The sequence below is a fragment of the Shewanella sp. 492 genome, assembly GCF_059338445.1.
Genome location: NZ_CM181702.1, coordinates 3,979,562 through 4,002,837, shown reverse-complemented (window position 1 = coordinate 4,002,837; position 23,276 = coordinate 3,979,562). Strand labels below are relative to the sequence as shown.

The window sequence follows — 23,276 nt, the reverse complement described above, 5'->3', positions numbered from 1 at the left end:
AGAATAAAGACTAAGTTGACCTACCTTAATCGTGTAGGGCTTGCTGTCGATTTCAACTTAGGTTGCTGTGCTAGGCGATAAGGAAGCAGTGTAGAGGTTGGAACTAAAGTAATGCCTTCTTGCTGCAGTCTACTTACATTGTGTCGCAAAAAGCGAATCGTTTCAGGGTAAGGGTGCGCGATCGCTACCACGCTACCTTGGTTATTAGCTAATTGGATTAATTGTTGAAACTGTTTTTCTAATGCCTCTTCTCTGACATCATTGTCAAGAAACAGTTGTCTTCTTAGTAATGGAATACCGAGTTTATTGGCATTATCCGCTGCCTTGCTATAACGGGTTGTCACACTGTCAACAAAGTAATTATCTTGTTGTTTTAAGCTTTCCATTAGCCATAACATGGGTTTATCCATCTGGGTTAGCAAGCTGCCCATATGATTATTAACCCCTTTTACGTGGGGAATACTGTTAAAAGCACTGGATATTGTCTGTTTAAAAGTGTGCTCATTCATGTCATTTGTTAATCCCCCCGGGCCGAGTTTTTTACCATTGAGTGCCTGCATCGGAATGTGCAGCATGATCTCATGACCTCTATTGTGGGCGGCAATGGCAATTTTTTTGCCTAGCGGAGTATTAGGCAGTACTGACAGGGTAACGCCAATAGGGAGAGACAGTACGGCCTCATCGGTTTGACGATATCCAATATCGTCAATGATGATAGCGACTTGAGCGGCCTTTGCAGAGTTAGCAATAAAAGTAACAATCAATAAAAGTAATAAGCGCACTATGATTTCATGGTATTTAGCTGTTTGTTTTTATCCATGTGACAGCCGAATTAATCAGCCTGTCTTGAGCGATATCATCATGGGGCGATAGCTCAGCGATTATAGGCATACTTTTAATTCCAGTCATAGCGTCTTTAGTGATATTTATATCAGGTTCAATACCAATAGTGTTGATATCCCTACCTTTTGGTGTGGTGTAGTGGCCGATAGTGAGCTTGATTGCATGGCCATCAATTAGGGTAGGGATCAGACTTTGAACCGTGCCTTTTCCGAAGCTTTTTTCACCGATTAAAATAGCTCTTTGGTTTTCTTGCAGGGCTGCCGCTAAGATCTCTGATGCCGATGCGGATCCTTTGTTGATGAGGACCACTATTGGCAATTTAGAAAACATATTTTTCGGCGAGGCGAAGTAGTCACTATTGGCATCAAAAAATCGTCCTCGAGTCGATACTATGCGCCCTTTTGCTAAAAATAGGTCGGCAATTTTTATGGCTTGGTCCAGTAAGCCTCCGGGGTTATTACGCACATCTAAAATAAGCCCTTTCATGGGCAGGTCTTGCCACTGGTTGAGCTGGTTGACCATATCTCGAGTCGAGTCATCTTGAAAGCTGCTGAGTTTGATATAGCCAATATCATTAGTGAGTAGTGTGGCGCTAACGGAGTTTACGTCAATAAGGGAAGGCTTGAGGGTAACGTTGACAAGGTTTTCAGAATTTTGCCGACGTAACGATAAGTTAATCGCTAAATTGTGTTTGCTATGGTGTTTTATCTGCCGCAGCACGTTATCTAATTGGCTAGGATCGATAGCTTTATCATTGACTTTAACAATTTTATCGCCAGGTAATATACCTGCTGCTGCGGCTGGAGAGTGTGGAAATGGACTGATAATCGTGACCTGATTCTCCTCGGTAGCGATCTCGATACCAAAGCCAAAATATTCGCCACTATTGGCATTTCTGATGTCTGAGAAGGCTTCTGCATCGAGAAAATTAGAGTAAGAGTCGAGAGAGTTAAACACTCCGTCAATGGCTGCCTGTATTAAAGTTTCTTGGGGGATCTTGTCGATATAGTAGCTTTCTACGGTACTAATGATATCGATGAGTAATGGATAATTAAGTTTAGAGTGATGCTGCGCAGTGTGCTCTGTGCCTGATAATGTGATGGATAAGCCGAGTGTTAATCCTAAAATAACGCAGGCAAAGTAACGAATAAACTTTATCATAAACAACCCTCTATAAAAGGGTTGCTGTTGTCCTAGCGCTTACAATAGAGTGCTGGGTCGATAGCCTGCCCTTTGTGCCTTACCTCAAAGTATAGGCCAGGTTCGGTTTGTCCACCCGAGCGTCCAACTAGGGCAATGGTTTCACCTTTGTCGACCGCATCACCGGCGTTTTTAAGTAAGGTCTGGGCGTGACCATATAGGCTCATATAGCCTTTGCCATGGTCGACTACCATCACCATACCAAAGCCTCGTAACCAGTCGGCATAGATCACCTTACCTGAAGCAATAGCACTAACTGATTGCCCTTCAGGAGCGGCGACGATCACCCCTTTCCATTTAACTTCACCGGAACGTTGGCTACCAAAGCCTGAACGAATGCGGCCTTGAGTGGGCCAATTGAGCTTATGTTGGCGTGATAACCCTTCCATTACAGGGCTGTCTTTCATCGCCTTTAGCGCTTGTTCTACCACGCGCTTTAAACTGGCTTCTTCAATTTGTAACTGTTCAAGTTTGGCACCATGAGAGTTAAGCGTACGCTGCAGTTGTTTGAGCGTTTGTTGCCGTTGAGCTTGCTCTTGAGTTAGATTTTTGGCTTGCTGCTGTTGTTCGAGCACCAGTTGGTTGAGGCGGATTTGTTTCTGCTTTTGCTCTGCTTCGACACTGTCTAATTCGGTGATAGTTTGCTGCAACTTATTGATCGAGTCGATGCGGGCCTTATTAAGGTATTGGTAGTAAGCCAGCAGGCGCTCTATGGTTGCAGGGCTCTGCTGATTAAGTAGCATTTTGGTGTAATCATGATTGCCTGCAAGGTAGGCGCTGGCCAACTGATTTGATAGGGTTTGCTGTTGAATTTTTTTCAGTTTATCGAGTGTGACTCGGCGAGATTCTAGCGCTGCGAGTTGTTTATCGGTTGTCGCCAAGGAGGCCTTAGTGTTATTGACCTTTTTGGCCGCGTCAGCGATAGCCTGCTCATCTTTTTTTAGCAGCTTGATCAGTTTTTCATGCTGCGAGCTAGTATCTTTGAGCGCCGACTGTTGGCTGCTGATCTGCTTTTGTATCGCCTCTAGCTGCGATTGACGCTGCGTCAGATCGGAAGCCTGCACAGTAAAAGATAACATGATAAAGCCAGCAATTATGCTGGCTTTATGAAAACCGTATCGCTTAAGCAATGAATCGTTACTCGCTTAGTTGGTTGTTAGAGTGATGAGAGAGCGTCCTGTCATCTCGGGTGGAACCGTTTGATTCATCAAGGTTAACATGGTTGGGGCTATATCGCTTAATCTTCCGTTGTCGGCAATTGTTGCCGGGCGGCCCACATAGATAAATGGCACTAACTCGCTGGTATGCGCGGTATGTGCTTGACCGGTTTGCTCGTCGGTCATCTGTTCGGCATTACCATGGTCGGCAGTAATTAAACACTCGCCATCCACTTTAGCTAAGGCTTCGACCACGCGGCCAATACAAGCGTCTACCGCCTCACAGGCCTTAACGGCGGCTTCAAAGTTACCCGTATGGCCTACCATGTCGCCGTTAGGGTAGTTACAGATAATCACGTCATATTTCGTTGACTCAATGGCTGCGACCAATTTATCTGTTAACTCGGCAGAGTTCATCTCTGGCTGCAGATCATAGGTGGCAACTTTAGGTGATTGCACCAAAATACGGTCTTCACCTTCAAATGGTTCCTCTTTGCCGCCATTGAAGAAGAAGGTGACATGAGCATATTTTTCAGTTTCAGATATACGTAACTGGGTTTTAGCGCTGTTTTGTAACACTTCACCTAAGGTATTGACCAAGTCTACCGAGGGGTAAGCGATAGGCGCCTTAATGTCGGCGGCGTATTCAGTCAAGGTGACAAAGTTGACCTTAGGCATGACCTCGCGGGTAAAGCCATCAAAATCAGCATTGATAAAGCTGCGAGTAATTTGGCGGGCACGATCGGCGCGGAAATTCATGAAGATCAATGCATCGTCGTCGTTAAGGGTTGCCACTTGCCCCTGCGCGTCGGTGATCGTCGAACTGGCGACAAACTCATCATTTTCATCACGCGCATAAGCGGCGGCCAAGGCATCGACAGCATCTGCAAACTGGTATTGTGCTTTACCTTGAGTGATCAACTCATAAGCCTGAGACACTCTATCCCAGCGGTTGTCTCTGTCCATGGCGTAGTAGCGACCAATGATAGAGGCTATACGGCCAGTGCCTAAGGTGTTAAACAGCTCATTGAAATGGGCAAGGCTCGATTTTGCGCTGCGTGGTGGGGTGTCGCGGCCATCGAGAAAAGCATGTAAATAAACATGTTTTGCGCCGCGCTTAACCGCCATCTTACACATAGCTTCGATGTGATTCTCGTGGCTGTGCACGCCACCAGGTGATAATAGCCCCATGATATGCACAGCACCATTGGCTGCGATGGCTTTATCTACGGCTTCGACGAGGGCTGGGTTGGTGTCAAACTCACCGTCTTCGATAGCCTTGCCGATACGGGTCAATTCTTGATAAACCACACGGCCGGAGCCGATATTGATATGGCCCACTTCAGAGTTACCCATTTGACCATCGGGCAGTCCGACATCGAGGCCTGAGCCTGAAATTAAGCTGTTGGGATACTGTTGGTTGAGTCTGTCGAGCACTGGGGTGTTGGCGTGATATACCGCATTATTATGGGTGTCTTCACGATAACCCCAGCCATCAAGGATCAGCAGTGCCAGAGGGCGTTTGCGTGTCGTCATGGTGGTACCTTTAAGTTTAAGAAACAAAGATTACAATTCGAAATTGGTTAAATATTACTACGTACGCAGGCGATCAAAAAGCGATTTACTCCGATAGCGGTTATCGAACATTGGACCGATGGCGCGATTGTCACCATCTGTCAGCCCGTTAAGGGTTAACAACTTGCTGCAATCTGCGGCGACAATCGGTTATACTCTTGGCCCTGACAGAACCTCCAGCCACAGAAGTAGGCCGTAAATTATGCAAGAATATATCGAATTTTTAAAAGCCAATCCCATGCTTAGCCTTGCTTGGATTGGTTTACTTGTTGCGCTTTTAGTGAGCGTTTTTAAGTCTAGTCTTTCTAAAGTGAAAACAGTTGATCATCAACAGGCAACCTTGTTAATTAACAAACAAAACGCCAAAATTGTCGATGTGCGCTCTAAAGAAGAGTTCAAAAAAGGTCATATTGTTGATGCAGTTAACATCCCGTTAGCGGAAATTAAAAATAATCAGTTAAGTGCACTTGAAAACGCTAAAGCCAGTCCCATTATAATGGTATGCAACGCAGGAATGACCTCGGCGCAAGCGGCTCAGTTGATGGTAAAAGCAGGTTTTGAATCTGTGTATAATCTCAAAGGCGGTATGAGTGAATGGCAACAAAGTAACTTACCTGTTGCTAAGGCTAAGCGCTAACTCTACCCACTCAGTGTTTGCTTTTTTAAGGCGACTTTGAGTAGAGTGTCATCTCTTAAAAAATGGCTTGAAGGATTACCAGTTAATCCTTCAAGCAAAACTAAAACCGGGATGGTGGCTGAGGTCTTATTGGGACTCGAGTAACAAAAGCCCTAAGATGATTCTTCTGTTTGGAAGATCACATAAATTGATTAGGTAGGAAATTATGGCTGAAGTAGCAAATAACGAACAACAGGGTCCACAGTTCAACATTCAACGTGTTTACACTAAAGATATCTCTTTTGAAACACCAAATAGCCCAGCTGTTTTCCAAAAAGAGTGGAGCCCTGAAGTTAAGCTAGATCTAGATACTCGCAGCGCTAAATTGGCTGACGACGTTTATGAAGTGGTTCTTTCGCTAACTGTTACTGCTAAAAACGGTGAAGAAACAGCTTTCTTATGTGAAGTACAGCAAGCGGGTATTTTTGCTATCAGCGGCCTAACAGAGCAGCAACTGGCTCACTCTCTAGGTGCATACTGTCCTAACGTACTATTTCCATACGCGCGTGAAACCGTTGGCAGCCTAGTGGCTCGTGGTACTTTCCCACAGCTAAACCTAGCACCAGTTAACTTTGATGCGCTATTTGCACAATACGTGCAACAGCGTCAAGCAGCTGCCGAAGCCGCTCCTGCTGCAGAAGAAGCGAACGCTTAATCACGCATGAAAAATACTGCCGATATTACGGTACTGGGGGCGGGCTCTTATGGCACCGCCCTTGCTATTTCTTTAGCCAGTAACGGTCATAAAACATTGCTTTGGGGACATGACCCTGAGCATATCGAAAACCTTAAGCGCGATCGCGCTAATGAAGCGTTTTTGCCCGGTATTGCATTACCCGATTTACTCATTCCCGAGTCTGATTTAGCCACGGCATTAGCCGCGTCTAACAATGTGCTAGTGGTTGTTCCAAGCCATGTATTTGGTCAAGTGTTGAAGCAGGCTAAACCTTTACTGCGCCAAGATGCGCGTATTGTTTGGGCGACCAAAGGCTTAGAGCCTGAAACCGGCCGCTTGCTACAAGAAGTCGCACGCGAAGTGCTCGGTGACCAATATCCGCTGGCGGTGTTGTCTGGGCCTACATTTGCTAAAGAGCTCGCTGCGGGCATGCCTACAGCCATCTCGGTGGCGGGCACAGATGACACCTTTACTAACGATCTGGTCGAACTGCTGCACAGCCCGAGTCGTTTGCGCGTCTACGCCAATGATGACTTTATCGGGTTGCAGTTGGGTGGTGCGGTTAAAAACGTGATCGCCATCAGCGCTGGTATGTCTGACGGTATCGGTTTTGGCGCCAACGCTCGAACCGCACTCATTACGCGCGGGCTTGTTGAGCTCACGCGTCTAGGTGAAGCCATAGGTGCCCAAGGTTCAACCTTTATGGGGATGGCGGGCCTTGGTGACTTAGTGTTGACTTGTACCGATAACCAGTCGCGTAATCGTCGCTTTGGCTTGGCATTAGGCCAAGGTAAAGATGTCGATACAGCGCAAGCTGAGATTGGCCAAGTGGTTGAAGGCTACCGCAATACGAAAGAGGTCTACACCTTAGCGAAACGCTTAGGGGTTGAAATGCCTATTACAGAGCAAGTCTATCGTGTCTTGTATCAGGGTGGCACTCCTCACGAAGCTGCAAAAGCTTTGCTGGGTAGAGAGAAAAAATCAGAGACGGCAGAAAGCGATTAAAGCCTAGGCTGTGTGATACTAAATAATAAAAGGGTGCTAAAATAGCGCCCTTTTTTATGCAATAAGTATTTATCTCCGAAGCGCATGGATGGCAGTGAAGGAGAGTGATATTGGGGCTAACATGTTTCATACCTTTTTGGCATTTGCTCCATGCAACGCGTAACCATGACTCAAAGTAAGAGGTAATCTAAGTGGAACATCATGATGTGATCATTATCGGCGCAGGCGCAGCGGGGCTTATGTGTGCGGCTACCGCAGGATATCGAGGTCGTGATGTCTTAGTTATCGATAATGCTAAGCAGGCGGGACGTAAAATTCTGATCAGTGGCGGTGGACGCTGCAATTTCACCAATCAAAAGGTTGAGCCCGCTAACTTTATCTGCCGAAACCCACATTTTGTAAAATCGGCATTGGCTCGCTATCGCTCGCAAGACTTTATTGAACTAGTTGAACGTCATGGTATTGAATACCATGAGCGCGATCATGGTCAGCTATTTTGCAACGATTCGGCTAAAGAGATAGTCACCATGCTACTGACCGAGTGTGAATGGGCCGGCGCGCGCATCCAGCTGCGCACCGACATCATCTCTGTGAGCAAAAATGACAGCGGCCTATTTGTATTACGCACCTCTAAAGGCGAATACAGTTGTGATTCGTTAGTGGTGGCCACCGGCGGATTGTCTATGCCTAAATTGGGCGCGACGCCATTGGGCTATCAGTTGGCCGAACAGTTTGGCCTTAAAGTACTCCCCACCTGCGCAGGGTTGGTGCCTTTTACTTGGCACAGTGAGCAAAAGCAAAAGTTTGAGCCATTATCTGGCATCGCTGTGCCATGTACCATCACCGCTCAGGATGGCACACAATTTAGTGAAGCGTTGCTGTTTACCCACCGGGGGCTTTCAGGGCCCGCGGTGTTGCAAATATCGAATTACTGGAAGCCGGGCGAAACTATCTCTATCAACCTGTTACCGTACATGGATGCGGCGCAGGGCTTGTCTGAGGCACTCGAGCAGCACCCGAAACAAAGCTTGCGCAATACCTTAAGCCAGTGGTTACCTAAGCGTCTGATTGAGGTGTTATTCGATGAGGCGTTACTCAATATGGCGCTGAATCAATTGGTGCATGCTCAGCGTGATAAAGTGGTTGCCGACTTGCATCGCTGGGAATTGTTGATGAACGGAACCGAAGGTTACCGCACGGCTGAAGTGACCCTAGGTGGCGTCGATACCGACGAGTTATCGTCTAAAGATATGCAAAGTAAAAAGGTCGCAGGGTTATTTTTTGTCGGTGAAGTCATGGATGTCAGCGGCTGGCTCGGTGGGTTTAATTTCCAGTGGGCATGGTCATCCGGCGTGGCCGCCGGTCTTACGGTGTAATTGCGAGTATTAAGCGGTTTAAAACGGGCAAGGGCATTGGCCATGGTAGGTTTCGCCAAGAGTTGGATGCTCAAAATACAGGTCACTGGCGTGTAATTGTAAGCGCTCTGCCAGTTGTTCACTTTGGCTGCTGTTATACAGATCGCACCCAAGAATGGGGTGGCCCATGGTCAAGCTGTGTATTCGCAGTTGATGCGTACGGCCGGTAACTGGGGTAAATTGCACTAAGGTGCGACAGGGCTGCTCAAGGCGCTGTAAGACAATGTATTCACTGATGGCCGGCTTGCCTGTGGTGGAGCAAATTTTGACTCGTGGAAAGTGATCCCTATCTTTTGCTATTGGCGCGGTGATCTGGCCATTATCATCTGTAACCCAACCTTGTAGTAGTGCCATGTAGCGCTTGTTAATGGTGTGCGCTTGAAACTGTTTATTGAGGTGTCGGGTCGACTCTGCATGCAGCCCCACAACCATGATGCCCGATGTGCCAAAGTCTAATCGATGTGGCAATTTGGCCTCAGGAAATGCAGGGCTAACTCCTGCCTGACCATGGACTAAGCGGTAGTGTACTGAATCTTGGTTAAGGGGATGTTTGCCTGACAAGCTCAGTAAACCACTGGGCTTATTGATCAATAAGATATCATCATCTTGATATAAAATCGTGACCACATCATCGCACTTAGGTGCGATAAAATCGTCAAAGCTGGTATCAGTCGGCGAGCCGATATTAGGCATGGGTTGTTCCTGTTACTGGTATATCTAGAGTCTCTGCTGCATCACGACAATCATCTTGTATTGCACACGGCTATCTTGTTGGTAGCGGTGAACAAGGATGTTAGTTTACACGGTTTCTCATCTCAACTTGTCTCTAGTGCCATTTAAATGGATATTAAGGTGATTGCTATCGCACGATATTATTTTTTATTGTTGTTTTTATTGTACTTTTTACCCAACCCTTTGAATGGTGGTGCATCTGCTACACTGTTAAATTGAGGCTATCCATTTGAATAGTTGTATCTAATTGACTGATGAAAGCTAGGGGAAAGTATGGACGCGCTTTCTGTTGTGCTGGTGGTTGATGATGTAAAAACCAATGTGCTCATCATGAGGCAATGTTTAAAAGGGCAATATCAAATTTGGGCCGCAGCAAGCGGCAAAGAGTGTTTAGCTTTGGCTAAGCAGCAACCCGACTTGATTTTGTTAACGATAGACATGCCCGATATGGACGGTTATGAGGTGTGTCGGCAGTTGAAGGCTGATACCGACACGGCCCATATTCCGGTTATTTTTGTTACCGCTAAAGATGCCGATGATAATGAGCAAAAAGGCTTAGCGTTAGGTGCCGTCGACTACATTAACAAGCCTATTCACCCTGCGATTGTCCGTGCTCGAGTCGCGACTCATTTGCAATTAAAACAGCATAGCGACAAGTTACAGTTTATGGCGTTGCACGATCAGTTGACCGGTCTCTACAATCGTCACTTCTTGGCCGAGTGGGCAGCTCAGAGTCTGTCGAGTATGGCTCGCCACCAAACAGAACTGTCTGTGGTGATGTTAGATTTGGATAACTTCAAAAAAATTAATGACTTTAATGGTCACCATGTTGGCGACAAAATATTACAGGCCGTGTCTAAGCTGCTGCAAGATAGCTTTCGCAAGGAGGATATGGTGGCGCGGATGGGCGGTGAAGAGTTTATTATTTTGATGGAGTCTGGCATGACAGAGGCTCGTGAGAAAGCTGAAAGTGTGCGCCAACGTCTACAGCAGCTAAAGCCGATGGGGATAATGGTGACCGGAAGTTTTGGCTTACTGGTCGCCAATGCGCAAATGACCGACTTTTCTCATCTGTTGGTATTAGCCGAAGAAGCCGTTTATAAAGCCAAAGCTGATGGGCGTAATTGCCTTGTCTATTATGATGACGGTCAATACATTACCGTTGGCTAAGGTGCATAGGTATTGTCCTACGCAGGTGGTTCATTTTTATGTCACAGGCTTATTATCAGGCTACGTCATTCCATTTACTCCAACCGTATCATGCCCTTAAGTGTGTTTTTGCTCTTTAGCATGCGCAGAGCAAGCTTATGTCAGGCTTAGCGGGACAGAGGCTTACATCCGCTGTCTCAATTTGGTGCGATAGATGCCAAGCTCAAGGTAAAATGTGTTATTTTAGCGGCTAAACGAGAGTGGTTAGCATTCTCTCAATCGACTGCGCTAAAAGAGGAAAGTGTAATGGCAATAGCAAAAATTGGCATAGTGACCGTAAGTGACCGAGCGAGTGCGGGCGTGTATGAAGATATTTCTGGTAAGGCCATTATTGAGGTGCTAAACCAATACCTGACCTCTGAGTGGCAACCGGTTTACGAGGTGATCCCTGACGAGCAGGATGTGATTGAAGCGACCTTAATTAAGATGGCCGATGAGCAAAATTGTAGCCTTATCGTCACGACTGGCGGTACAGGCCCTGCAAAGCGCGATGTGACGCCAGAAGCCACCGAAGCTGTGTGCGATCGCATGATGCCTGGTTTTGGTGAGCTGATGCGCGCCGAATCATTAAAATTTGTGCCCACCGCCATTTTATCGCGTCAAACCGCTGGCCTGCGCGGTGACTCATTGATAGTTAATTTACCCGGCAAGCCAAAATCGATTCGTGAATGTCTCGATGCGGTATTCCCTGCTATCCCTTATTGTATCGATTTGATGGACGGGCCTTTCTTAGAGTGTGATGAAGCTGTGATTAAGCCATTTAGACCCAAAGCTAAATAAGCCATATCAGTCGACCTTTTACCGATGTAAAAAGAGCGCATATTAGGCGCTCTTTTTAACTAATGTTCCCCATCCATAAGGCGTTTGTCGTGTATGCATTACGATAGCCTTTATTGCCGCTTAGCGATTAAACGCCAGCTCAACACCGAGTCACCACTATCATCTGCCATATTGAGTTTGCTTTTTCGTTTAACGCGATCGATCTGCTCATAGTCTTATATTTTTACTTATAAACACATATTTACTAGGGCCTTTTTAGAGTTTTTTATGATGTTTTTAGCCGTTTGTGTGATTTATGCTCATTAAATTATGTGCAGCTGGCTTACTCTCCTGCACCAGTATTAGCGACATTAGTGTGGCTCAATCATCGATAAAAAATTAAAAAGGTGAGCAATGAAATTTCTTTCTTCGGTAACGATTAGGCATAAGTTAATGGCAGCCATGGCGGTATTTTGTCTCTCTGGCTTCATTATTATTACGACAGTATTGGTCAGTACTGACATTGTTGAGGATAGGTTTGTTGAATATGATCAGGCTGGCGTTAATGGCCAAAAGTATATTTTGTCTATAAATCGAGATATGAATTACTGCTCGCGACTCTCTAGAAGCATCATGCTTGGTGACGATTATGACAAAAACTTTACGTTACTCGAGCAGCGAATTCAGAGTATTTATACCCATTTTGATAATCTTGATATGGCAATAAGTTTGATTACAGATGCCAAGGTAAAAGCAGATTTGCTACGCTTGAGTCAAGAATCAAAAGTGACTACTCAGGCTTTTCTTGAGGATGGTAAGAGGCGGATGGCAGCCTTAGGTAATCAAGTGCGCTCGCCACAAATGCTGCAACAAGCGTGGACCGAATATAGTCAACAATCCTCTCCGTTTGCGAATAAGGCTCGACTCAGCTTTAACGCATTAACTAAAGCAGAGCAACAAGCTCGTGCAGATATACAACAAAGCGCTATTAATGCTATGTCATCAATGAAGCGCGAGTTGGTGTTGATAAGCGCTGCGTCGGTATTGCTGGTGGGATTATTATTATTTTTGGTGACGCGTTCGATTATGGCGGGGGTCAATGCGTTGCAGTTGTCGATTAATCAAATTGAGCAGGATGCAGATTTAACGCAACGAATAACCATCGTGGCTAATGATGAGTTGGGGCGGGTATCGGGTTCGTTCAACTTAATGTTGGATAAATTTCAAAGCAGTATTCAAGGCGTTTTCGACACCGCTACTCAATTAACTTCGTCGGCAAATAAAGTGGCCAGCGTGACGGCTCATGCCGCCGAGTCGGTGCAAACACAGCGTCACGAACTCGACATGGTATCGACGGCTATGAATGAGATGACAACGACAGTCGTTGAAGTGGCTAAAAATGCCAATGAGGCCGCCGATGCGGCGAATCAAACCGACCGTCAATCTCAAACCGGTTTAGTGGTGGTTAATGAAACGGTCAAGAGTATCGAAGGCTTTGCTAATGAAATTAAGCGTGCCGCAGAGGTGATTAATGCCGTAGAGGCTGACAGTAATGAGATCGGCTCGATTTTAGGGGTGATTAAGGATATTGCTGATCAAACCAACTTACTGGCACTTAATGCTGCGATTGAAGCGGCTCGTGCTGGAGAGCAAGGTCGAGGTTTTGCTGTAGTTGCTGACGAGGTTAGGACATTAGCGAGTCGGACTCAGGCGTCAACCGAACAGATTCAAATGATGATTGATAAGCTGCAAGGGGGAGCAAAAGAGGCGGTTGAAGTGATGATGCAAAGCAGTCGTGATGCCGATAACTGTGTCAATCATGCAAATTCTACCGGTGAAGCGCTGCAAGTTATTGCCGCAGCCGTTGCAACGATAACGGATATGAATGCTCAAATTGCCGCAGCTGCAGAAGAACAAAGCGCTGTATCGGAAGAGATTAATAACAATATCGTTAATATTAGTCATGCGGCAGAAGCTACGGCCGAAGGGTCAAATACCACTTCAAATGAAAGTGAAAACTTAGCTAAGATGGCACACCAACTTTCACAATTAGTACAAGCCTTTAAAATATGAGGCATCATTAGCATCAGGTTTTTAAACTCTGGTTAGCCAATATGAGGCTCTCTGTATTTAATCAGAGAGCCTTTTTGCATTACAAGCCAAAGACAATCTTTTCGCTCTTGAGGGAGCGCTCCATGCCCAGCATTAGGGCAAAGGTGATGGCTAAGGTTGTAGCACTCGACAGTAGCAGCTGCATGAGCGGTATCTCTTTGCCTTTAATAAAGGCGATAAGTGCCTGCATCTGTCCGGACACGGGTAGCCACTGTAAGGTGTCTGGCGCTATGTTGTAACTGGCCGCCATTGACAGCATCATGGGCACTATGAGCACTATCGTTAGGTAAGACTGTGCCTCTTTAAATGACTTTGCCATAAATGACACAAATAACTGCAATGAAGCGGCCATAAGTGCGATCGGCAGGCCGATAACCAGCATTAACCCAATAAAATCAGGGGTGATATTGACGCTAAAGCCCAGCTCTTGCCAAGGTACAAAGCCGTAGGCAATTTTTGAGATGAGTAAGGTCAACACTAATCCCAGCATGGCAAATATGGTGACCGCGGCGACCTTGGCGAGCACTATGTCACGCGTCGATACCGGATGGCTCAGCAGCAACGCCAGCGAGTTGCGTTCGCGCTCTCCAGCGCTGGTGTCGATGGCTAGGTTCATGCCCGAGATAAATACCGCATACACCATCATAAATATCGCAATACCTAAGATCATGCCGCCTTTAGAATCGCTGGTGGCTTGATCTTCTACCGTCACTTTTATCGGCTGCACCACTTTAGGGTCAATCCCCCTGGCTATTAGGCGTAGGCTACCCATTTCGGCGCTGTATTCTTGCAAGCTTTTTTCAATGCGCCGAATAGAGGATTGCAACTTTTCATTGGAATTATCGGCAATAAGGGTTAATTCGGCCGTGCGGCTTTTGGCCATATTGCTGGCATAATCTTGGCTAATTATCAGCTCTATCTCTTTGCGCTCGGCTTTATCGCCTTGGCTAATATCGTTACTGGCAAGAAACTTAACCAGATCGGGGGCGCGTTCGCCATGGGTGATGGTAATATTAAGTGCTTCGGGGCTGGTTATTTGGCCTATCAGCAGCATAAACATGCCGCACATCATCAGCGGCGCGCCGATAGCATAATAGAGGCCGGCCATGACCGAGCGTTTATCGCGGGCGGCATCGATCAGCTCTTTTCGAACCATGGCTATAATGGTGCTGATCATGCTGCAATCCCCTCATCGGTGCCAATTAATGCGATAAAGGCATCTTCTAATGAGGCCTTGCCTGTTTGTTGGCACAACTGCTCTGGGCTGCCGATGGCAACCACCTTGCCTTGTGCCATCACTATCACCCTATCGCACAGAGCGGCGACCTCTTGCATCACATGGCTAGAAAACAACACGCAGTGGCCGGCCGCTTTAAGGTCTTTTAGCAGATCGCGCAGTACTCGCGTGCTCATCACATCTAGGCCTCGGGTGGGCTCATCGAGAATGATGTTGGTAGGTTCGTGCACTATGGCCTGGGCTAGGGCGGTTTTCATTCGTTGTCCCTGAGAAAAGCCTTTGCATTTGCGGTCGGCAATATCATCCATATGTAATTTGTTGAGCACGCTTGCCGCCGCTGCTTTGGCCTGTGCACGCGGTAACCCGTTGAGCTCGGCAAAATAGCTCACGTATTCTCTGGGGGTAAGGCGTTCATACAGGCCAAAGGGATCGGGAAATAACCCCAGTTGCTGCTTGGCTTTGACCGGAAACTTAGCCACATCGATACCGTCAATTTCGGCGATGCCATTATCGGGTTTAAGTAAACCAAACACGGTACGCAAACAGGTGGTTTTACCCGCACCATTGGGGCCGAGCAGTCCGGTTATTTGGCCATCGAGCGCCTCAAAACTCAGGTCATTAAGCGCCTGTACGTCACCAATACGCTTAGAAAGATTAGCTACTTTAATCATGACGCACTCCTTGTGCCTTAGTATGGGATGTCGATGAACGGGCTTGTTTGGCTGCAGGGAGCGCTTCGACAGTATTCGCGTTGAGGTAAAAATTACGGCTAACATCTTTGCTTAGGCATTCATCGGATATGTCATCAAGGCTGTTGCTGCTGACAAGCTGGGCGATGAGATCGTTGCCACAGGATTGGTAGGCTACTCCGTGGGTGGCATAGGGGGCGATAAAATGCTTGGCATTGCTCAGTTGCGCCATCGCCATCTCGCCCCAGCTCGGAGGCGTCGCGGGATCTAACTGTCCCGATAACACCAAGGTGGGAATATTACTGGCAATCGGGGCTGAAAACTCGGCGTCAACAGCGGGTACATTCCAAATCGGGCAGTAAAGATCGAAGGCATTGACCATTTCGCGGGTGAAGTAGCTTTGCTCGGCTTGCTGGCGCTCGACTTGGCTAAAGCGCTGCCAATCTTCACCACACACCACTGATGAGTGCATGCCAGTCGCAATGCCTGTGCTGTCTATCGTCAGAGCATATAAGCCCATAATGGCTTGGAAGTTATCTTGCGCGGCTTGATGAATCGCGTGGGGCAATAGCGCTCTGATATTCGGGGTGTACATGGCCATACGCAGCGCCCCCATAAACTTAGCGCGGGTCATCACAAGCGTGAGCGGCTCGTTGGTTAACGGGTCGCGAACTTGGCTACTCACTGGGGCTTGGGCGAGGCGCGTATTCACCTGCTGCAAGTCCTGTTCAAGGTCGGCAAACTGCCCATGGCATAAGGCATTACTGCTGCAGTCATCGATCAGTAAGCTGATGGCTCTGTCTATCGCATCACCAATATGCAACACACTTTGCTGCATCGGCACTACGCCGTCTAATGTGACTGTGGCCAAGACTTGCGGGTAATGACGCATGTACAGTTGCGCCATACGCGTACCGTATGAAATGCCATAGACATGGAGTTTGTCGTAACCTAAGTGGGCTCGAACTGCTTCGAAATCTTTTAACGCTATTTCACTGCCATATTGGCTGACATCGGCATCGAGTCCGTCGAGGCACTTTTGAGTTTCGCTCGCAATATCTAAATCATCCTCGTTGAGTGATAACGCCCCTTCAAAGCCTTCGCCCTCGCATTGTAATAGGTTGGACTGCCCTGTACCTCTTTGGTCTATCAGCAGAATATCGCGCTGCTGGCGGACTTTACTTAACATGCGATCGAACGTCGGCGCGTTTTCAATTGCCGATTGCCCTGGGCCGCCGGCAATGGCGAGCAAGGCTTCGTTAGTAAAGCTCGGTTTTATTGCTGGCAGTACCGAGTAATGGATGTTGAGCTGCCGACCTTCGGGGTGAGCGTAATTTTCAGGCACTGTGACAAAGCCGCAGCGCAGCCTATCTGGCAGACCGTCGACATAACAAGTGTCGTTGGTGGGCGCGGTCTCTGTCTCGGCATGGCTGGTAAGAGAAAATAGCATGGCAGCCAGCGGCAGTAACAGCCACAGTGCTAACTGAGTCTGACGTTCCTTATCGCTTGCCGTGTGCATAATGTTGGCTTGTGGCATGATATTCATCCCTTGAATGCGCATATTGCGACAATGTTAATTCAGTTTTTTATCAATAGGTTAATAAGCTGCTGAAAGGCTAATGCGAGAACGACATTGTGTCAACAGACTGATTCGTTATAGCAGCCAGCCTATGGAATGAAGCTCAATTAAATTATGTTATCTATAAGAGGTCTGATGAGTCTGGTTTTTACGTCTAACTTACTGTAATAAAATAAAAATAATATAATCACAGTGGGTGAGTCATGTGTCATTTGCTACCGTTTTGTGCGCCAATTAACAGTGTTGGAGCAAAAGCTCTTATTTTTTAGGCAAGGTTAAAGTAAAATGCGCTAAAAGAGGTACACCTGTACGCTAAAAAGGTTATAAAACTTATGTCACTCGAGCAATATCATCCAATACGCCTGATCCAGGAGCAGAGCCTTAAACGCGGCGATGCCATTGCGCTCGAGGGCTATGGTAGTGCAGCACCTTGGCATCAGATCAGCTGGTCTGCATTTGATAATATCAGTGATGCTATAGCTAAGGCGCTGATCCGTTTCGATTTAGCGCTACAAGATAGAGTCGTTATCCTGTCACAAAATTCTCCACAATGGACTTGCGCCGATGTGGGAGCCTTAAAAGCCAAAACGGTTGTGGTGCCTATATATCCCACTAGTACAATAGAACAAGCGGTTTACATCATAGATGATGCGCAGGCAAAACTGATTTTTGTGGGGGATGCGGCGCAATACCTGATGGCTTGCGAGCTCACCAAGCGCTGTGCCACGCTGACCCATATAGTGGTGTTTGATTCAGATGTGACCCTGATTGACCCAGCGCATTATCATTTCGATAGCTTGCTTAATCCGGCGGTAGATCCCGCGATTGAAGTTGAGTTATTGCAACGACTGAGCCAGACCAGTCTCGATGATCTATTAACCCTAATCTATACCTCAGGCACAACGGGGGATCCTAAAGGGGTGATGCTCGATTATCGCAATATCGCCTCGGTTATCCGTCAACATGACACCATTTTGCCTTTTACTCCCGGCGATGTGTCACTGGCCTTTTTACCATTAAGTCATGTATTTGAGCGTGGCTGGAGCTTCTACGTGCTATGCCGTGGCGGTCACAACGTTTACCTGCAAAACCCTATGATGGTCAAAGAAGCCATTGCCGATGTGAAGCCCCATACCCTGTGTGTGGTGCCGCGTTTCCTCGAAAAAGTCTATAGCGCAGTGCAAGATAAAGTGGCGAAGGCGCCAGCGGCAAGGCAAAAACTGTTTGCGTGGGCGATGTCAGTCGGTGAGCGTCAGTTTGAAGTCAGCCAAGGGCGCGCTAAAGGCTCGGTGTGGTTGGGTTTACAGCATAAACTGGCGCACAAATTAGTGTTTAGCAAGTTGCAGCAAGTACTGGGTGGACGCTTAAAGTTTATGCCTTGTGGTGGTGCTGCGCTGGATAAAACGGTGACGAGCTTTTTCCATGCCATCGATATTCCGGTTTTATGTGGCTACGGCATGACAGAAACCACGGCAACCGTTACCTGTAATACCTTATCCAACCGCTTAGCGGGCTCCAACGGTAAGGTGCTGCCTGAAGTGGAGATCAAGTTAGGTAAAGATGATGAGATCTTAGTTCGCGGCGCTACTGTGATGCGTGGCTATTACAACCGCCCGCAAGAGACAGAAGCTACCTTTGAAGATGGTTGGTTAAAAACCGGAGACGCAGGTTATATCGACGAGCAAGGTAATCTGTTTATTACCGATCGCATTAAAGAGTTGATGAAAACCTCAAATGGTAAATATATTGCGCCGCAACGTGTCGAAGGTAAGGTGGGCTGTTGTCCTTATATCGAACAGGTGGCCATTATTGCCGATGCCAAAAACTATGTGACCGCCTTAATTGTGCCGGCATTTGCCTCGCTCGAAGCTTGGGCCAAAGACAAGGGAGTGCATTATGAGTCGCCTATTGAACTGTTGCGTCATAGTCATGTGATTGAGCATTTTGAACAAAGGTTAAAGCATTTGCAGGTTGAGTTGGCAGGGTTTGAGCAGATCAAAAAGTTCACTTTGTTACCCGAGGCATTTTCTATGGAAGCAGGGCTTATTACCCCCACCATGAAACTACGCCGTAAGATGATTTATCATAAATACTCTACCGAAATTAATGCCATGTACGGTAAATAGCTAAAGACTTTGTGCGAAAGAGGGGCTTGATGCAAGGTTGAGGTGATAATCTTACTCAAGCACTCAAGCACTCAAGCCCTCAAGCCCTCAAGCCCTCAAGCCTAAAGTTCATATTGCATCGTTCAATCTTCTCAGTTAACGTCAGCAGCACAATAATAAGCGTACCTTTACAAGGATACTTCAGTGGCTGAGACATTTTTTAGCGCAACCCTTAACCCACGTTTCAATGAAACCGATGGCTTGGGGCATATCAACAATACCGTGATCCCCATTTGGTTTGAGGTGGGGCGTGAGCCTATTTTTAGCTTGTTTAATCCTAGCCTGAATCTTGATGAGTGGAACTTGATTGTGGCAGGGTTCACCATTGCCTATACCTCGCCCACCTTCTTTGGTCAGCCTGTTGAGGTCAAAACGTGGGTGAGCCGTATTGGTAACAGTAGCTTTGAGGTGACGCAGCAATGTTGGCAGGCGGAGAAAAAGACCGCAGAGGCGCAAACCACCTTAGTACATTATGATTATGGCGCAAATCAGAGCGTGCCGATCCCCAATATGGTCAAGCAGGCCTTAGCGCTGCGCACCGGAGATTAAGCGATTTAACTTGACCGTCGCGAGCAAGTAGTGCGCTGGGGGTATGCGGTCACGACGGCGATTTATCATCAGTAGGTTAGCGCAAGAATTTTTGTACATACCAGCAACTGGCACTGATGGTTAGTTGTTGTGCCTTGGCCCACTTTAGCCCATGGCGCACTAAACGTTCGGCTAGTCCTCGCCCTCTCAATGCATCGGGTACGTAAGTGCGATTAAAATCGATATGATCGCCCTCAATCAGGTATTCAAGCAGTGCTTGCTGGTCATCGATTAAAATCACAAATCTCTGTTTGTCGGCCTGATGTAAAATGGTTGACTGGCTCATGTATATTCCCTTGATATCTAGGCTCTGCTGACGTTAGCACGTTTAGTGCTGTGATGCCTGTGTTGTGCTTATCAATCTTGGCGATCCCTTTTCATGGGAGCCTTGGTTGTATTTAGCGATCGGGCTATGTAATCTGAACTCAGGATAACCAAGGTATCTCAAATAGCTGCCATCAATACTTAACATTTTGTATTAAAAGTAAAATACACTGTTTATTTGTGTGTGAGTTCGCCTTGTTAATAACATCAAGGACAAGTTTGAGCCTGAGAGCAATATCTCATCAATAGAAAGTTATATGGCGTTAGAGTTAGCGAGGTGCAATTGATTCATCGATGGTTAACTGGGGGCATTATGTTGCGTTATTTATCGGCGCTCGGTTTGGTTTTGATCGGATGGAGTCTCCCTGTATCGGCGGTTGAGGATGCATTGCGACAGGCTGTCGAAACCAAGGTCAAAGGCGATGTCACTAGCGCAATTGTGCTTACTGATGCAAATTTGATCACCTTAGGTATTGTCGACTTCGATCCTAATGCGTTTATCGATTTAGGCTCAATTGGCGATATTAATGCCGGAGATGCAGAGTCATTGCGCCGGCGCAGTCAGTTGCGCAGCTATTCTCTGCCTTGGGAAAGCCAGCCCAGTGAGTTTAATCGCGACTGGCAGGTATCGAGTGCGGTGCGACTCTCCTATGTTAACGCCACAGAAGATATTTTGGGTATTGATGATAAGTCGTTAATGAGTCCCCTAGAGGACACCAGTTATCTATTAGCGGCCGAGTACCGCTGGCAATATCGGTTCACGCCTCGTTGGCAGGTGGTATTCGGTGTGGGTGGACAGTTATTGTGGTTAGAAAACCGTTTAGAGTATCGCGATCCTATCTTGGCCGCACAGCGGTCGCAGTTGGATGGCGTCATAGTAAACACCCGTTATGGCGCGGTAATGGTCGATCCCAATGTTGAATTGACGTACACCAGTGACTTATTTGGCCACAAATGGGAGTTTATCAGTGCGTTTCGTTATGCCTATGGCCGCACAGTATTGACCGATAATGGCGCGCAGTCAGTGTCACCCGAGGTGAGTCGTTTTAGCAATACACTGGTGTTCCATTATGGATTACCCAGTGTATGGTCGCGTCGTAATGAACTGGTGTTGCAGGTTAAGCGGGTTGACTTAAGTGGTGATGTGGTCGACCCAATGGGCACGCGTTATTACTATGAGCTGGGGGCTGGCTGGATAATCGAAACCCCATCACTGGCGGCTTGGGTCGATAATATCGGTTTAGGCATCACACTTAATATTAACAGTGGCTTAAGTGGCGGTGGCTTGATATTACTGTTTAACGAGCCGTTATAAACCCACCATATTGTTAGCCTCAATGCATGAATTACTGATTAAATTGGATGAACATAAACGGCTTATTTACACGCGGGGCGCCTAATCAACATCGTGACCGAGGCGCCTGTGGTTGTGTTATGCGTCTTGTTGATGTTCATGCAATACAGCAAGTAACTCAGGGGCTCGCTTAACTTGAGCTCGGCTTTTTTAGTTTGTGAAAATGAAACTAACGCTGCGACCGAGGCGCCTGTGGTTGTGTTATGCGTCTTGTTGGTGCTCACGCAATACGGCAAGTAACTCAGGGGCTCGCTTAACTTGAGCTCGGCTTTAGTTTGTGAAAATGAAACTAACGCTGCGACCGAGGCGCCTGTGGTTGTGTTATGCGTCTTGTTGGTGCTCACGCAACACGGCAAGTAACTCAGGGGTGAGCTCGGCTTTAGTTTGACTATGAAAATTAAACATCACAGCGACTGAAGATCCAGTAGTCGTAATCGCTTGTTGTTGCTCGCTGTAAATATGGTAATGCATGGTAAATCTATCGCTTTGTATATCGCTAATGCTCACACCAACATGCAAGGTGTCGGGAAAGGTCACCGGCCGCTTATAGCGTGCGCTGTTATCGCTGATCACAGGTCCAACCCCCGATTTATACATCTCATCGAGCGGAAAAAAGCGATTAAAGAAGTTAATTCGAGCGGTTTCGAAATAACGGAAATAAACGACATTATTAACGTGTTGTAGGGCATCCATCTCTCCCCAGGCGACATTGATTTGACTGCGAATGGGGTACTGTTTGATAAATTGTTCCACTTGGCTTACTTCCTGTTGCTGTTATTGGGACTCAAATTAAAACGCTCGTTTAATTGAGCATAACAGCATGTTTAGTCAGCAACAAGGGGGAGTGAGTGGATCAAAAAAGGCATCGTTAACGATGCCTTTTGCTGGGTAAAATCACTGTTTAGTCTTGCAGTTTTAGCTCGGCAAAGCTGGTGATTTGTGGGTACTCACCAGTGCGCTGGGTGGTGTCGCGTACCATCTGTACCGTGCGAAGCCCCGCTTGTTCGGCGGCTTTTAACTCCTCTAACAAGTCAGAGATAAACAGCACTTGCTTGGGTTTTAAGCTGATGGTGTTGATGATATTGCTATAGGCCTGCTTAAAGAGCTTATGGCCTGTACGAGTGTCGAAATGGCCATTGAAATATTCGGTCAGATCGCCGCCATCACTATGACTAAAAAGCAATTTCTGTGCATCTACCGAGGCAGAGGAGAAGCTGTAAACGCGCAGGTTTTCGGCTTTAAATTGCTTAATGGCGTCGATAAAGTCAGGGAATATATGGCCCTTAAACTCGCCTTTATCGTAACCCTGTTTCCAGATTAAGCCTTGCAGGGTTTTTAGTGGCGTTGCTTTACGGTCTTCATCTATCCATTGCTGTAAAATTTCGACGACACGATCCAGAGATGCTTCTGGTTCTAAGGCGATATCTTTTACATCGCTAATGCAGTTATCAACTAACACATTGTTTTGATTTTCTTTAATAAAATCGGGAAGCGCCTTCGCAGAATAAGAGAAAAGGATGTCTTTAATAAAGTTAAGATCGGTTGTTGTACCCGCGGTATCTACAACTATGGCTCTAATACCCATAATGTTGGCTTACTCCACATTGCATTAAAATTAATCGCCTCAATAGCTACCCCGATCCTAAGCTGATTTCCCCAATTTGGCTAGCTTATTTGGCCAGCGCTGCGAGTCCAAGAGGTAAAATCAGCTTGCAGTGTAAGTCATTGACCCACTTAGTTCGCAGCGACCAAACCTTTGAACTGTGCTCGGCGTTAATTGCTCATTTTTCTCTTAGTGGTCAGCGAGGCTGCATCTATTAACCATGCTCTATTTTGGTGCGCACGAGCTCAGTCGGTGCGTTTCGAGGAGTAGTATCGGCGCGATTAGCTGCCTTATTGGTTGGGTCTGATGATTGGCGGCCCTCTGCCTAGCGCCCCTGTTGGGGGGGGGCGCTGACGATCGCATATGGTTATGGTCGAC

Annotated in this window: 21 protein-coding genes; 10 read left to right on the top strand and 11 right to left on the bottom strand. The window is 46.9% G+C overall.

Translation table 11 applies throughout. From position 1 onward, the window contains the following. Positions 1-20: 20 nt before the first annotated feature. The 4 genes from AC5YBX_RS17655 to gpmM form a co-directional block, all read right to left on the bottom strand. Entirely contained in the window at positions 21-782 is a 762-nt protein-coding gene (locus tag AC5YBX_RS17655; RefSeq protein ID WP_494520462.1) for a divergent polysaccharide deacetylase family protein, read from the bottom strand. Between the two features lie 16 nt (positions 783-798). Next, complete coding sequence (locus tag AC5YBX_RS17650) at positions 799-2,004, bottom strand: S41 family peptidase (protein WP_494524182.1); 1,206 nt, start codon at positions 2,002-2,004, stop codon at positions 799-801. A gap of 32 nt (positions 2,005-2,036) precedes the next feature. Continuing rightward, the gene (locus AC5YBX_RS17645; protein WP_494520464.1) at positions 2,037-3,122 is read right to left on the bottom strand and encodes a murein hydrolase activator EnvC family protein; all 1,086 of its coding nucleotides are present in this window, start codon (positions 3,120-3,122) and stop codon (positions 2,037-2,039) included. Between the two features lie 66 nt (positions 3,123-3,188). After that, on the bottom strand, positions 3,189-4,736 hold the full coding sequence (gene gpmM / locus AC5YBX_RS17640; protein ID WP_494520465.1) for a 2,3-bisphosphoglycerate-independent phosphoglycerate mutase: 1,548 nt from the start codon (positions 4,734-4,736) through the stop codon (positions 3,189-3,191). A gap of 241 nt (positions 4,737-4,977) precedes the next feature. Here gpmM and AC5YBX_RS17635 point away from each other — a divergent pair, with 241 nt between their 5' ends. From AC5YBX_RS17635 to AC5YBX_RS17620, 4 genes are all read left to right on the top strand, one after another. Continuing rightward, the gene (locus AC5YBX_RS17635) at positions 4,978-5,412 is read left to right on the top strand and encodes a rhodanese-like domain-containing protein (protein WP_494520466.1); all 435 of its coding nucleotides are present in this window, start codon (positions 4,978-4,980) and stop codon (positions 5,410-5,412) included. Positions 5,413-5,617: 205 nt separating this feature from the next. Then, positions 5,618-6,106 (top strand): protein-export chaperone SecB, encoded by a 489-nt coding sequence (gene secB, locus AC5YBX_RS17630; protein ID WP_475515362.1) that lies wholly within the window; start codon positions 5,618-5,620, stop codon positions 6,104-6,106. Positions 6,107-6,112: 6 nt separating this feature from the next. Next, positions 6,113-7,132 carry an NAD(P)H-dependent glycerol-3-phosphate dehydrogenase gene (gene gpsA / locus AC5YBX_RS17625; RefSeq protein WP_475515361.1) on the top strand — a complete coding sequence of 340 codons (1,020 nt, stop codon included), beginning with the start codon at positions 6,113-6,115 and terminating at the stop codon, positions 7,130-7,132. 191 nt (positions 7,133-7,323) lie between these two features. Beyond that, the gene (locus AC5YBX_RS17620) at positions 7,324-8,508 is read left to right on the top strand and encodes a BaiN/RdsA family NAD(P)/FAD-dependent oxidoreductase (protein ID WP_494524181.1); all 1,185 of its coding nucleotides are present in this window, start codon (positions 7,324-7,326) and stop codon (positions 8,506-8,508) included. 18 nt (positions 8,509-8,526) lie between these two features. Here the strand turns inward: AC5YBX_RS17620 and AC5YBX_RS17615 are convergent, their stop codons facing one another. After that, a complete protein-coding gene (locus tag AC5YBX_RS17615; RefSeq protein WP_494520468.1) occupies positions 8,527-9,240 on the bottom strand; it encodes an RluA family pseudouridine synthase in 714 nt (237 codons plus the stop codon). Between the two features lie 312 nt (positions 9,241-9,552). Between AC5YBX_RS17615 and AC5YBX_RS17610 the strand changes: the two genes are divergently transcribed. From AC5YBX_RS17610 to AC5YBX_RS17600, 3 genes are all read left to right on the top strand, one after another. Continuing rightward, complete coding sequence (locus AC5YBX_RS17610; protein ID WP_494524180.1) at positions 9,553-10,449, top strand: GGDEF domain-containing response regulator; 897 nt, start codon at positions 9,553-9,555, stop codon at positions 10,447-10,449. A gap of 285 nt (positions 10,450-10,734) precedes the next feature. Beyond that, positions 10,735-11,268, top strand: coding sequence for a molybdopterin adenylyltransferase (gene mog / locus AC5YBX_RS17605; protein ID WP_475515357.1), 534 nt, complete (start codon positions 10,735-10,737; stop codon positions 11,266-11,268). Positions 11,269-11,661: 393 nt separating this feature from the next. Further along, positions 11,662-13,320, top strand: coding sequence for a methyl-accepting chemotaxis protein (locus tag AC5YBX_RS17600; RefSeq protein WP_494524179.1), 1,659 nt, complete (start codon positions 11,662-11,664; stop codon positions 13,318-13,320). Between the two features lie 79 nt (positions 13,321-13,399). Here AC5YBX_RS17600 and AC5YBX_RS17595 read toward each other — a convergent pair whose 3' ends face one another. Genes AC5YBX_RS17595 through AC5YBX_RS17585 form a run of 3 tightly spaced genes read right to left on the bottom strand, consistent with a single transcriptional unit; the run spans position 13,400 to position 16,822 of the window. After that, entirely contained in the window at positions 13,400-14,533 is a 1,134-nt protein-coding gene (locus tag AC5YBX_RS17595; protein WP_475517069.1) for an ABC transporter permease, read from the bottom strand. Further along, positions 14,533-15,267 carry an ABC transporter ATP-binding protein gene (locus tag AC5YBX_RS17590; RefSeq protein ID WP_494524178.1) on the bottom strand — a complete coding sequence of 245 codons (735 nt, stop codon included), beginning with the start codon at positions 15,265-15,267 and terminating at the stop codon, positions 14,533-14,535. Before AC5YBX_RS17590 ends, AC5YBX_RS17595 begins: the two co-directional genes overlap by 1 nt. After that, on the bottom strand, positions 15,260-16,822 hold the full coding sequence (locus tag AC5YBX_RS17585) for an alpha/beta hydrolase (RefSeq protein WP_494524177.1): 1,563 nt from the start codon (positions 16,820-16,822) through the stop codon (positions 15,260-15,262). The genes AC5YBX_RS17590 and AC5YBX_RS17585 overlap by 8 nt, the downstream gene beginning before the upstream one ends. A gap of 374 nt (positions 16,823-17,196) precedes the next feature. On the opposite strand from AC5YBX_RS17585, the gene AC5YBX_RS17580 reads away from it, so the two are divergent. Both AC5YBX_RS17580 and AC5YBX_RS17575 read left to right on the top strand, forming a co-directional pair. Next, positions 17,197-18,990, top strand: coding sequence for an AMP-dependent synthetase/ligase (locus AC5YBX_RS17580; protein ID WP_494524176.1), 1,794 nt, complete (start codon positions 17,197-17,199; stop codon positions 18,988-18,990). A 183-nt stretch (positions 18,991-19,173) separates the two neighbouring features. Further along, positions 19,174-19,578, top strand: a complete 405-nt coding sequence (locus AC5YBX_RS17575) for an acyl-CoA thioesterase (protein ID WP_475515352.1) — start codon at positions 19,174-19,176, stop codon at positions 19,576-19,578. A 76-nt stretch (positions 19,579-19,654) separates the two neighbouring features. Here AC5YBX_RS17575 and AC5YBX_RS17570 read toward each other — a convergent pair whose 3' ends face one another. After that, on the bottom strand, positions 19,655-19,903 hold the full coding sequence (locus AC5YBX_RS17570) for a GNAT family N-acetyltransferase (protein WP_494520472.1): 249 nt from the start codon (positions 19,901-19,903) through the stop codon (positions 19,655-19,657). A gap of 351 nt (positions 19,904-20,254) precedes the next feature. Between AC5YBX_RS17570 and AC5YBX_RS17565 the strand changes: the two genes are divergently transcribed. Beyond that, entirely contained in the window at positions 20,255-21,256 is a 1,002-nt protein-coding gene (locus AC5YBX_RS17565) for a Solitary outer membrane autotransporter beta-barrel domain (RefSeq protein WP_494524175.1), read from the top strand. 360 nt (positions 21,257-21,616) lie between these two features. Here the strand turns inward: AC5YBX_RS17565 and AC5YBX_RS17560 are convergent, their stop codons facing one another. Next, the gene (locus tag AC5YBX_RS17560) at positions 21,617-22,048 is read right to left on the bottom strand and encodes an acyl-CoA thioesterase (RefSeq protein WP_475515348.1); all 432 of its coding nucleotides are present in this window, start codon (positions 22,046-22,048) and stop codon (positions 21,617-21,619) included. A 148-nt stretch (positions 22,049-22,196) separates the two neighbouring features. Next, on the bottom strand, positions 22,197-22,880 hold the full coding sequence (gene mtnC / locus AC5YBX_RS17555; RefSeq protein ID WP_475515347.1) for an acireductone synthase: 684 nt from the start codon (positions 22,878-22,880) through the stop codon (positions 22,197-22,199). Positions 22,881-23,276 lie beyond the last annotated feature (396 nt).